Source organism: Streptococcus suis, assembly GCF_002960625.1.
GTDB classification, from domain to species: domain Bacteria; phylum Bacillota; class Bacilli; order Lactobacillales; family Streptococcaceae; genus Streptococcus; species Streptococcus suis_T.
Genome location: NZ_POJH01000017.1, coordinates 59,448 through 71,199, shown reverse-complemented (window position 1 = coordinate 71,199; position 11,752 = coordinate 59,448). Strand labels below are relative to the sequence as shown.

The 11,752-nt window shown below is 43.3% G+C and carries 10 protein-coding genes and 1 riboswitch; of the genes, 1 reads left to right on the top strand and 9 read right to left on the bottom strand.

From position 1 onward, the window contains the following. Positions 1 to 274 precede the first annotated feature (274 nt). Positions 275 to 1,474, top strand: coding sequence for a hypothetical protein (locus C1G49_RS02620; protein WP_105124495.1), 1,200 nt, complete (start codon positions 275 to 277; stop codon positions 1,472 to 1,474). 116 nt (positions 1,475 to 1,590) lie between these two features. Here C1G49_RS02620 and C1G49_RS02615 read toward each other — a convergent pair whose 3' ends face one another. From C1G49_RS02615 to treR, 9 genes are all read right to left on the bottom strand, one after another. Then, complete coding sequence (locus tag C1G49_RS02615) at positions 1,591 to 3,153, bottom strand: LPXTG cell wall anchor domain-containing protein (RefSeq protein WP_105124494.1); 1,563 nt, start codon at positions 3,151 to 3,153, stop codon at positions 1,591 to 1,593. A gap of 174 nt (positions 3,154 to 3,327) precedes the next feature. Beyond that, complete coding sequence (locus tag C1G49_RS02610; protein WP_105124493.1) at positions 3,328 to 4,662, bottom strand: alanine/glycine:cation symporter family protein; 1,335 nt, start codon at positions 4,660 to 4,662, stop codon at positions 3,328 to 3,330. A 109-nt stretch (positions 4,663 to 4,771) separates the two neighbouring features. After that, positions 4,772 to 4,876: riboswitch (glycine riboswitch) on the bottom strand. 106 nt (positions 4,877 to 4,982) lie between these two features. After that, entirely contained in the window at positions 4,983 to 5,921 is a 939-nt protein-coding gene (gene msrB, locus C1G49_RS02605; protein WP_105124547.1) for a peptide-methionine (R)-S-oxide reductase MsrB, read from the bottom strand. 204 nt (positions 5,922 to 6,125) lie between these two features. Then, positions 6,126 to 6,440 carry a thioredoxin gene (trxA, locus tag C1G49_RS02600; RefSeq protein ID WP_002941035.1) on the bottom strand — a complete coding sequence of 105 codons (315 nt, stop codon included), beginning with the start codon at positions 6,438 to 6,440 and terminating at the stop codon, positions 6,126 to 6,128. Positions 6,441 to 6,815: 375 nt separating this feature from the next. Next, complete coding sequence (locus C1G49_RS02595) at positions 6,816 to 7,469, bottom strand: GNAT family N-acetyltransferase (RefSeq protein WP_105124492.1); 654 nt, start codon at positions 7,467 to 7,469, stop codon at positions 6,816 to 6,818. Positions 7,470 to 7,487: 18 nt separating this feature from the next. Then, positions 7,488 to 9,821 (bottom strand): endonuclease MutS2, encoded by a 2,334-nt coding sequence (locus C1G49_RS02590; RefSeq protein ID WP_105124491.1) that lies wholly within the window; start codon positions 9,819 to 9,821, stop codon positions 7,488 to 7,490. A 35-nt stretch (positions 9,822 to 9,856) separates the two neighbouring features. Continuing rightward, on the bottom strand, positions 9,857 to 10,405 hold the full coding sequence (locus tag C1G49_RS02585) for a CvpA family protein (protein ID WP_105124490.1): 549 nt from the start codon (positions 10,403 to 10,405) through the stop codon (positions 9,857 to 9,859). Continuing rightward, positions 10,402 to 10,713, bottom strand: coding sequence for a hypothetical protein (locus C1G49_RS02580; protein WP_105117655.1), 312 nt, complete (start codon positions 10,711 to 10,713; stop codon positions 10,402 to 10,404). The genes C1G49_RS02585 and C1G49_RS02580 overlap by 4 nt, the downstream gene beginning before the upstream one ends. 55 nt (positions 10,714 to 10,768) lie before the next feature. Continuing rightward, a complete protein-coding gene (treR, locus tag C1G49_RS02575; RefSeq protein ID WP_105124489.1) occupies positions 10,769 to 11,482 on the bottom strand; it encodes a trehalose operon repressor in 714 nt (237 codons plus the stop codon). Positions 11,483 to 11,752: the final 270 nt, after the last annotated feature.

Genomic DNA, 11,752 nt, shown 5'->3' with positions numbered 1-11,752 from the left:
GGATAGGTAAAGCACCTACTGACCGATGACTACAAGAACATTAATAAGCATATTTTATCCTATTTTCTCTCCCCTCTTCTTCATATATTAATCACCTCCATCATATCAAAATGACCCGTTTTTTTCCTTTCCATTTTGTAGAAAATAGTTATGCTCTATTTCGGAAACTTTCCTTATCAAAAAAGAAAGTTTCCAAGCACATAATTAGCTGATTTCCTTATATTTTTTTGATAAAATGAAAATATAATACGCTTTCAAAGAGGAAGAATGAACCATGATTTTTTTATCCTTTAGCGAAATTTTACAGGTTATCCTAGCCGTCAATAAGAGAAAGAAGAAAAATGTCGGCTGGGTTAAGCAAGAAGCTATTGTCAACAGTATCTTTCAATTTCTAGAAATACCTGGTAAGGAAGATGAGGAATTTTATGTCAGTATTTCGGATTGTTCCAAATATTTTAACGGAAGAAAAAATATCCCGCATAAATTAAAGAACTATCTAGCACAGCAAGATTTTTCTCAAGTCGTAGAAAAGTTTGCGCAACGATTGTTGCAATATCCAGAAACATCGACTGTTGGTGTTGCTAAAAAGTTACACGAAATGGCTAGTGAGCAAACAGATGTTTTAAACTCTGAAAAACAAACATTTTTGGAACAGGAAAAAAGATTGAACTCTTTTTATTCCCAAGAAAAATACACCCACTATATCGCAACAACCATTCTCTTTTCTCTTATCCATATCTCCAATATTCCTAGCTGCCAACAAGAAAAAAGCTCCCTCGTGGACAGTCTCCACTTCAACCAAGACTTAGAGGAAGCCATCCAGCAAGGACGCTACTACCTATCTTACGAACGGGACATTGTTATCCATCCCGATATGAAGAAAAAAGAATTTAAGGTTCTGGTCAAGAGGCTATTTACCTCCCACTACCCCAATCCTGTCCACCCTCATAAAGATAAGTTTCTCCTAAACACCTTCTACTCCACTCCCACCCTACGTAGCAACAATCACTTTATCAGCCTAAAGATTAACCAGATTGACTATTCCGACAGGGTGCAGGTTTTGGATGAAGACTTGGATACTGAAAAACATCGCTTCCCCTATAAACGTAGCTTGTTAGTGGAGAATCTTCCAACTTCTGACCTCTACCAGATCGACTTGCAGACCAAGTACTTTGCCAGCTTTCCTATCCGTTTCGGCAGTTTTCGCCTGCATTCTCCGGCCAAACGTTTCAAGGTCACCGTCCGTATCCGTACCAATGAAAAGCGCAAACTCTGCTTGACTTTGAAAAACTTCGGTAGTTTCAACAAACAGATTTCCAACATCGACCGCATCGAACCCAATGCCACCATGGCCTACTTTGAAAATATCGACTGGACCTTCCCGTCTTCAGGCTATGCCTACATTGTCAAACCTTGGAACGAATTTTGGCAGGATTTCCTACCACAAAGCCAGCAAAAAAGTGCAGAGGATTAACCTTTGCACTTATTTATTTTATTTATTTGATAAGAGGTAAGTCTAATTTGCTAACAGTTATCACTTGACAAAGTCAGATTGCACCCCTCATTTCCTTATGTTTTTTTAGAAAGCTATCATCCTTGATTTTTCTTTTGTTTCTTAAGGAAGTATGCTGCTGTTGGTAACAATGCTAGACCTGCGATGGCTAACCATGAGCCCACTTGGCCTGTCTTCGGCAAGTTCTTCTTATCTGCTTTTTTAACTGCGGTCTTATCAGCAGCCGTTGTTTCTGCAGTAGATTTTCCTTGAGCAGTTGTTCCTTTGATGGATTGTTTTGAACCAGTTGTACCTGTGGTTGATTGGCTTGAAGTAGCTGTTCCTCTGGTATCTACATCGGAAGAAGCTGTTCCTGACGGCGTCTGACCAGGCTGGCTTTCATTATGACTAGTACTTGTCGGATTGCTCGGCTTACTTTCAATGTTCGCAAGGCTGGTTGAAGCAAAGATATCCTCCTTGACCATGGTTTTCAGACGAAGTGACACTTCTTCCATGCTCGGTTTTAGGACGGTAATAACCCGACCTTCTTTGAATAATACATTCATCTTTTCTTCATACTTTTCCTGAGTCGATCCCAAGCGCTCCAATCTATCAGGAATAGAATAAACCGTTACAGTTCCATCACCATTATCCGAATAGGTAATAACCTTGGTATAAGTACTGATTCCTTCAAGACCTGTCATAATGTAGTAAGTCTTTCTAGGCAAGAGAACATTTGGTGTTAAATCCGTTGCCTGACTGCCAGCCTCTTTTGAATGGAAGATCGTTTTCACACCACTCGCAAAAAGTGGTTTCATTGCCTCTCCACCTGTCTTATGGATAGTATAAGCCACCTGAGCTGCAAAAACCTGCTCCTCACTATGACCTGGGAAATCTGTAGCTGTAAAGAGAGCCTTTGACCCCACGTCAGATATCGGTGTTTCTGCGGTACTTGTATTTTCAGCCTTGCTTGATTGACCACCCTCATTTCCTGCAGGCGTCACTTCTGATGGGAATAGGCTATCTAGATTCTTAACAACAAAATTCCCCAACCTTTTTTCATCAATAAGCCTACGTACAGTAGCCAAATCAGTTCCCTCAGGTACATAATAACAGATGCTGACGCTTGTTCCCATCGCCCCTTCGCCATACAAGGCTACGTGAATATATCCAGGAATATGAGGTGCCCCATTCCAATCCTTTGGATTAAGCTCAGTCGGTTTAATATGTGAGCCATCAACCAGGTTGAGGAAAGAAGCATGATGCTCATGTTGCACATTAGACATGAGGGATTCAAACGTAATTCTGAGATTGTCATAGCCTAACAGCTCTTCGGTTATTACGATACTAGTTGTTTCTGAATTCCACGTTTTTGTCGGAGCACCTTCCCAATCAACCATTTCAAATGACTGGGTAGCAGCAGTAATATTATACTTAGCCTTTAAATCATCTATGGAAATAACATCTCCTACTTTGACCGTCATAGTAAAAGGATCAATGGCAACACCTTGACCATAATAACCACCAGCAATCATAATTTCCTTACTCGCAACTGTTTCAGTTGCATATACAGTCGGTACATCTACAATAGGATTTAAAGCAATCGGAGCCAACAATAAGCCTGCGGATAACAGTAAAACATATTTACTTGTCTTCTTCATATTATACCTCTTTAATTTGTTATATTATTTTGCACTATAGTATCAAAATCTAGCTGTAATTTCCTTTCCTTTTCTATAGAAAATATTTCTAAAATAAATAACAACTTTCCATTCCAAAAAGAAAGTTTTTATAGAACAAAAAAGTGCAGAGGATTAACCTTTGCACTTATTTTTTTATTTCTTCTTGGCAAAATACTGGCGTGTCTCCTTGATAATGACTGGTGAGAGAGCCAGCAAGGCAATCAAGTTTGGTAGAGCCATAAGCCCATTCACAATATCTGCGATGGTCCAAATCAAATCCAGCTTGAGAAAACCACCCAAGGCAACCATAGCTACAAAAACCAGACGGTAAGGCAAGATCGACTTGGTGCCAAAGAGGAATTCGATACAGCGTTCCCCATAGTAAGACCAACCCAGAATGGTCGTATAGGCAAAGAGAACCAGACTGATGGTTAGAGCCAAAGCCCCTGGCTGTCCAAAGACAGAAGCAAAGGCTGCCTGGGTCAGCGGAGCCCCTGCCAAACCTTCAACAGACCACTGACCAGTCACCAAAATGGTCAAACCTGTCAAGGTACAGATGATAAGGGTATCAATAAAGGTACCTGTCATAGAAATCAATCCCTGCTCCACTGGATTATCAGACTTGGCAGCCGCAGCCGCAATTGGAGCGGATCCCAAACCAGATTCATTGGAGAACACCCCACGCGCAATCCCACGCTGAATGGCTTGTTGCACGGTCGCACCTGCAAAACCACCCACAGCTGCAGCTGGAGTAAAGGCAGATTTGAACACTAAGGCAAGGGTTGGCAAGAGTTGTTCCCAATGCAGGGCCAAAACAGCCACACTTGCTAAGATATACAAAATCGCCATGAAAGGAACAATTTTTGTCGAAATATCCGAAATCTTCTCAATTCCCCCAAAGATAAAGAAGGCGATGGAAATGGCAGTTACAATGCTGACCAACTGGGGAGCCAAGCCAAAGCTAGCAGACATAGATGAGGCAATGGAATTAACCTGAGAAAAGGTTCCCATCCCCAAGAGAGCCACTAAAACACCTGAAATAGCAAAGAAAACTGCCAAGGGCTTCCACTTTTGTCCCATCCCCAAGGTGATATAGTGCATAGGACCACCTGCCGCTTGACCGTTGGCATCCTTAGTTCTATATTTGATAGCTAAAAAACCTTCCGCATACTTGGTTGCCATCCCGAAGAAGGCCGCCACCCACATCCAGAAAAGGGCACCAGGTCCACCTGTCGTAATGGCAGTCGCCACCCCAACGATATTTCCCGTACCAACCGTTGCCGCAAGGGCCGTACACAGAGCCGCAAAACTGGACACATCTCCCTGACCAGACTGGTCACTGGAGAAAATCAAACGAAAGGCCGTCGGCAACTTGCTGACCTGAAACATTCCCAAACGAAGGGTAAAATAGACACCTGTTCCGACCAAGAGTAACAAGAGGGGCGGACCCCAAACAAAATCATTGATGTGCTGCATCAATTCTAACATAGCTTCCTCCTAAGCATAATTCTTAATCCGATAAAGCTGCCGGAAAAAACAAAAAGAGGCTGAATACTTCAACCTCTAGAATCAACGTGAAAATACAGAAAAAGCCTATTTTCAACGCTCTGTCCTTTTACCTGAGAGTTTCAGTAGCTCTACTTTTCCAAGCAGGACTACCTTGCCCCTTCGGTGCCAAAATGGTCTCTCCAGAGTTCCGTCCTTTGGACAGTCAGTCGCCTTTCTGCCCACTATCAACCGGTTATTCAGTTTTATCTTGCTCTATTCTAGACTATTTTTCAGGAAAAATCAAGCAAGTTTTCAAAAAATTATTGCAACAACTCCAAGAACAGTCCATATCCTGCTTCTTCCATTTCTTCTCTGGGGATGAAGCAGAGGGCGGCGGAGTTGATACAGTAACGTAATCCACCCTTGTCACGCGGTCCGTCATCAAAGACATGACCCAGATGAGCATGACCAGCCCGACTGCGGACTTCGATACGATTCATGCCGTGGGAAAGATCTTGGAAATAAGTCGCGACTTCCTTGCTGATTGGTTTGGTAAAGGAGGGCCAGCCGCAGCCTGAATCGAATTTGTCTGTTGAGAGAAAGAGGGGCTCACCAGTCGTAATATCGACGTAAATGCCAGCTTGGTCGCTATTCCAAAACTCATTTTCGAAGGGTCTTTCCGTCGCAGCTTCTTGAGTGACTTGGTACTGGAGTTCAGTCAAGCTGTCTTTTAAGACTTGTTGGTCTGGCTTTTGGTAGTCTGCAACATCAATCAGAGGGATTTTTGCCTGCCCAAGATCGATATGGCAGTACCCTTGGGGATTTTTCTTGAGATAATCCTGATGGTAGTCTTCGGCAAGGATGTAATGCGCGAGTGGCTCCACCTCAACGGCTAGTGGGCGTCCGCCAAAGAGCTGGGACTGCTCCGTCATGACCTGCTCGATGGTCGGCAAATCAGCCTCATCGGTGTAATAGATACCAGTCCGATACTGACGGCCCTTGTCAGGCCCCTGCTGATTGACAGAGAAGGGATCAATGACGCGGAAATAGTAGAGGAGAATTTCCCGCAAATTAATATGAGTCTCATCATAGGCTAGATAGAGCGTCTCTGCGTGGTCTGTTTGTTTGAGGAGTTGATAATTGGTCGTCTCCACCTGTCCATTGGCATAGCCAACGCTGGTGTCAAGAATACCATCAATCTGGGAAAAATAGCCTTCCATTCCCCAGAAACAACCGCCTGCTAGGTAAATTTCTTTCATAACTATTTCCTTTCTATGCAGAAAAGGGAGTGGGACAATAATCGGTAACCCGCAGGGTTCGATTTTGTCGTCCCACTCCCGCACAGTTGAGTAGGGCTGTAAAAGCTGATAAAATCAGCTAATTAGAGCCCACTCAACCACTGCGTCAAGTTTAACGATTGAAAAAAACTAAGGAGTCCAGGATTTTTGTCCCACTCCTTTTGATTAACCAATCTCTGCCAAGATTGCTTTGATTTGGTCTTTGGTGTGAACACCAGCAACTTGTTTCACAACCTGTCCATCTTTTTTGAACAAAAGGGTTGGGATTGACATAATACCGAATTGACGAGCTGTGTTTGGATTTTCATCCACATCCATCTTGTAGATGCGTAATTCATCTTCATCCACTTCGCCTGCTAATTGTTCCAAGATTGGTGCCTGCATGCGGCATGGACCACACCAAGGTGCCCAAAAATCTACAAGGACTACGCCTTCTTGTGTTTCAACTTCAAAGTTTGCATCTGTAATAACTTGAACCATGATTTTCTCCATTTCTGATTTTGGTACTATCATTTTACACCAAATGAAGAGAGAATGCGAATTTTTGCTACGGAAGAGAAATGAGATAAACATGCTTAAACAATTGTGATTTGAAAGCATGTTGGTCATTCTAAACTAGACCGCAGGGTGACAAGGGGGAACTGGGAGACTGTTTTGCTTATAAAGTCCAGTTGTAGTAACGAGACAAGGTGACGGAGTAGGTGCTACGGAAGAGAAATTGAATAGACATACTTTAGAAATCTTAATTTGAAAAGCAGATTGTTCAAGTGAAACTAGACCGTAAGGATACGAGAAGGGACTAATAATCCCCTTGACTTGCCAGGTTCATTGCCAAAAGAAAAAAGTTGAACCTTTTCAACTTTTTTCCGTCAAATCCACCACATAGGTCAATTCTTGATAGACATCTTCGATGTCAAACAATTCTAAATCTGCTTGGTCTGTCACGACATAGACACCTTCGCGGAGATAGTAGGCTGCTGACTGACCTGTTTCATCTGTAAAGGCCAATTTAGCATTGGGAAGATCAACACCGAAACGGACATAAGGTGTGTCTTTAGGTGTACCGATGACAAGATAGTCCGAGCAAACTAGCTGTCCACCCCATTTTTGATACAAATGATTGGCTACATCTCCCTCTCTGGTAAAGATGGCTAGTTTCTCGACAGCCTGTTCACGCAATTCCTGCTCTGCTTTTTCAAAAAGCGCCTGGGCAATACCCTGCCCTTGAAAGTTAGGATGAACAGCAAGGTTAGTAAAATAAGCTGTTCGCTTACTCGGTGCGTAAATATAAGACTGGCTGCACTCTTCCGTGTAAATATCGATGTCGATCAGGCCAACAATTTGTCCATCTACTTCAGCCACCCATTCCACACGGTAGTCATAAACGTCTGTCATTCGTTCGGGCTTCTCTGTTTCTCTATCATCAAAGAATGGAGAGAAGAGGTAGCTGAGTGCCTTACAGTAAACCCAGCCTTTTTCATCACTAGTTTGATAGTTTCTGATAATCATAATGTTACTCATACCTCCTTACTTAAAAGTCACAATGGTACAGCCAGAGCCACCTGCATTTTGTGGGGCGTAGCCGAACTCCTTGACCTGCTTGTTGCGACGGAGGTACTTGGTCACCCCTTCTCGGATGACCCCTGTACCGATACCATGAACAATATCGACTTGTGCCAGATTGTTGAGAAGGGCCTGGTCGATAAATTCATCCAGCTCCATCATAGCCTCTTCGTAGCGTTTGCCACGGAGATCTAAGCGGGCTTTTGGTCCTCGTACATTGGCCCGTTTGACCGTGTGAACCTGGCGCTTCTTAGGCTGCTCTGCCTTCTCCACCTTAACTAGCTCAAACTCCTCCTTGGTCAAGGTCATCTTAATCAAGCCCACCTGTGCTTCCCAACGGCCGTCCTTGAGTTGATTGGTCAGAGTTCCCCGCTGACCGTAGGCTGTGACGATAATATCATCACCCACCTTGGCAGCACGCTGGATTTTGGCTTTCTTCAGAACCTTGTTTTTAGACAAATCCACCACTTCAGGCGCCAACTTTTTCAGCTCGGCCTTGGCTTCAATAATCTGGTGGGGCTTAAGACTGGCTGCAGCATGGAGATTTTTGAGAATATCCTCGCTTTCTGCCAATGCCATATCTACAATTTCCTTGGCTTCCAAACGTGCCTTGTTGAGCTCATTTTCCCGCTCACGATTGAGCTCGTCATAGAGTTTGCGAAGGGCTCGATTCATCTTGTAGTTTTCTTGCTCCACATCACGAATCTTATCCAGGCGACGGCGGCTTTCAACCGTTTGGTTTTCCAGTTTCTCGATAATCCGATTGACATCACTATCGGTGTCGGTCCAGGACTGGGCTGACTGGATGATGATATCAGATAGACCAAGACGGCGGGCAATTTCAAAGGCATTGGAGCGACCAGGAACACCCTGCATAAACTTATAGGTCGGACGCAGACTATTGGTATCAAATTCCATGCTGGCATTTTCAATACCAGAGGTTTCTATCCCGTAAGCCTTGAGCTCAGGATAGTGGGTGGTCGCCATGGTCTTGATCCCCCGCAGACGAAGGTCATCCAAAATAGCCATTGCCAAAGACGCACCCTCCTGCGGATCGGTCCCCGCCCCCAACTCATCAAAGAGAATGAGGCAATCCTGATCTGCTTCAGCTAAAATTTGTACCGTGTGAGTCATGTGACTGGAGAAGGTCGATAAACTCTGCTCGATGGACTGTTCGTCACCAATATCTGCAAAGATTTCCTTGAAAATAGCTACCCGACTGCCCTTATCAGCCAAGATAGGCAAACCAGACTGGGCCATCAGATGGGTCAATCCCAAGGTCTTGAGCATGATGGTCTTACCACCCGTGTTGGGACCTGTAATCACGATAGCCGTCAACTGGCTACCGAAATAAAGGTCATTTGGTACGGGCTTAGCAATGAGCGGATGGCGGACATTGAGCAGGGCAATATCCTGCTTATCAGAAAGCCTAGGAACCACCGCCTTGTACTCACGCGCAAAAAGATGTTTGGCACGGACAAAATCCAAATGTCCAATGACCCAAGCATTATTACGAATGATGCTGCTATGTGGTCGCAACATATCCGACAATTCCTGCAAGATCCGACTAATTTCATGCCGTTCTTCTGCACGCAAGTGACTTATGTCTTCATTTAAACTCACTACCGCCCGTGGTTCAATATAAACTGTCGAGCCAGAAGCGGAAATATCGTGGACAACCCCTGCAATCTTATTCCGATAGGTATTTTTTACAGGAAGAACATTACGACCGTTCCTGCTAGCCAAGATAGTATCTGACAGCATATCGCTCTTGTTCTTCAAAATATCCTGCATGACCTGACGGACCTGATCCTCTGCTTCACGGATCTTCCGACGGATACGGGCCAGTTTTTCAGAAGCAAAATCCTCTACAAAACCAGCATCATTGATGGACTGGAGCGATCCTTGTAAATGTGGAAAAAGCTCAATTTTTTCAAAAAGCTTGTCCAGCTGACTAAGGCTGACATTTTCAAGATTGCCATAGAAATCCAAGAGGGACTTAGATACTTCCAAGACTTTCTTAACTGCCAATAGCTCACTGATATTCAGGTCTGTATCCAATTCCAAACGGCGCATGGCTGGATTGATGTCATTGGTCGCTGAGAGGCTAAAGTAAGGACTTTCGACAAAGATTTGTCCCATATCAGTCAACTCATCAAAGGCCTGCTGGATACGGTGGGCTTCCACCATAGGCTCCAACTGCCTTAATTCTTCCAAACCCTGCTCCGTCAAGAGATAGGGCTCGATTTTTCCTATAACCTTGTGAAATTCAAGGCTTTCAATAATTTTACTATTCATATTTTCCTACTTAGTCAAAAAGGATAAGGTTCCCCTTACCCTGCAATATTACTCAACCAAAGAGATTTTAAAAAACTACTCGTAAATGGTGTGTACTGAATCATAAAATTGGCCAGAAAACTTCCATGGAGCCTATCTTGAATTGCTGCCAAGGGGATGGTCGATAGCAAGACCAAAACAATCTGCAAGGAAAGAAAGGTCACCAAAACAGCTATGGCACCACTAATCAGATTGGTCGTTCTTGTATCCGGGTTAAATTCCTCTAGCAGATGGACAAAAATCCCCACAAAACGTGCCAATCCATAAATCAGGATATAGATCAAAAGAAAGGCAAGACCAGCATAGAATACCTTGTCCAAATCAAATAGATAGTTTTCATCAAAGTAATAGGTCGAACTCCCCTGAGTGGCATTGGCAAAAGGCACCCAGAGGTAGAGAAAGGCTATCCACTTCTTGTAAGTAGCCGTTGCAATGACCAGGGCCAAAATACTAGATAGACCATAGAAAGCCTGCAAGACCAAGCCACGACTGTAGCCAATATAGAAGCTCCAGGCCAAAATTAGCAAAATTACCAATGAAATCATGCCTTCTCCTCAAGTTCATCCAAATCAACTAATGTGACATTTTTCTTCAATACTTTTTCTTTTACAGAGGCCAACTCCGCCTCGGTCTGCTCAAAAGCGATTTCACGGGTTAATTGAACAGAGAGGGCGTTGATTGCCAATAAAAGCGCCAAGGTTTCAGGGTCAGCCGTTGGCATCTTTTCCTTGATTGCCTGATATTTTTCGGTTGCAACACGCTCAATTTCTTCCATGAAGAGATTATCATGTTCTGTCGTTAAGGTTAATTGCTTCTCACCAAATGTAAATTTATATCGATTTAAGTTTGCCATAAAACACCTCGCTTACCATTATACAATAAAATAGATGATTTTGCTAATCCATATCCTACAAAGAATGTTTTCTGCGTGCAAAATCTACAAATCGGAATTTATCAATCTTATGCTTGCTTTCTGTATATTGGAACTGTCTTGTATCCCCCAGATAGACCCGGGACTTGATGAGAACCAAGTAATCATCCTGGCACTGCATCAAATCGCGTTCTTCCCGACTGGTAGGCTCTACCGTAATTTCCTTTTGCGCATAGGCGATATCCAAACCCAACTGGCCTTCTAGGTATTCATAGATGGACTTCTCCGCAATCTCAAAAGTCAACTCAGGAACCAACTCCTCAGCCAAATAGTCCGTATCCACGACAGAAATCTTCCCATCAATAGAACGTGTACGGACAACTTTCCAGACCTTGCTATAGGGTTCAAAACCTGTCAAACTAGCCAGACTGCTATTGATCGTCACCTGTTCTAGACTGACAACCTGTGTCTGACTAGACAATTGAAGAGAGTTGGTCAATTCCTGATAGGAGGTTAAGCCAGAAACAGGAAAATTCAAGATCTCTTGCTTCAAGACCATGGAACCACGTCCCTGAACCTTTTGGATGAGCCCCCCTTCTGTCAACATAGCCAAGGCTTTGCGTACCGTGTCCCGACTAACCCCATAGATTTCCTGCAATTGTTGTTCGGTCGGTAAGGACGTTTCCGCAGGATAAAGATTTGTACGGATTTTTTCCTTTAAATCATGATAAATTTCTTGGTATTTTTTCATTTTTTAACCCCATATATTGACTGCTTTCTATCATACAACATCACTATTATAACAAAATTTTAAAAAATTTAAGTAAAAGGGCTTGCATTATTTTTTGAAATCGGATACAATAATAGCACAAACGAAATTTGTCCGTACAAATTTCGTATATCCAATTTGTTGTGTCCCCCTAAAACATGATAAATCGGAAAACAAAGTCTTTTAGTTTATTTTTGGTACTAAGCAACTAGCTACTGGCTGCTCCAACAGTCAGAGCAGCGACTATTGAAG

Bases quoted from the DNA above. Each gene is read 5' to 3' on its own strand.
- C1G49_RS02610 (WP_105124493.1), bottom strand. From the start codon at position 4,662: ATGTTAGAATTGATGCAGCACATCAATGATTTTGTTTGGGGTCCGCCC.
- C1G49_RS02585 (WP_105124490.1), bottom strand. From the start codon at position 10,405: ATGATTTCATTGGTAATTTTGCTAATTTTGGCCTGGAGCTTCTATATT.
- C1G49_RS02580 (WP_105117655.1), bottom strand. From the start codon at position 10,713: ATGGCAAACTTAAATCGATATAAATTTACATTTGGTGAGAAGCAATTA.
- msrB (WP_105124547.1), bottom strand. From the start codon at position 5,921: ATGAAAGAAATTTACCTAGCAGGCGGTTGTTTCTGGGGAATGGAAGGC.
- trxA (WP_002941035.1), bottom strand. From the start codon at position 6,440: ATGGTTCAAGTTATTACAGATGCAAACTTTGAAGTTGAAACACAAGAA.
- C1G49_RS02590 (WP_105124491.1), bottom strand. From the start codon at position 9,821: ATGAATAGTAAAATTATTGAAAGCCTTGAATTTCACAAGGTTATAGGA.
- C1G49_RS02615 (WP_105124494.1), bottom strand. From the start codon at position 3,153: ATGAAGAAGACAAGTAAATATGTTTTACTGTTATCCGCAGGCTTATTG.
- treR (WP_105124489.1), bottom strand. From the start codon at position 11,482: ATGAAAAAATACCAAGAAATTTATCATGATTTAAAGGAAAAAATCCGT.
- C1G49_RS02595 (WP_105124492.1), bottom strand. From the start codon at position 7,469: ATGATTATCAGAAACTATCAAACTAGTGATGAAAAAGGCTGGGTTTAC.
- C1G49_RS02620 (WP_105124495.1), top strand. From the start codon at position 275: ATGATTTTTTTATCCTTTAGCGAAATTTTACAGGTTATCCTAGCCGTC.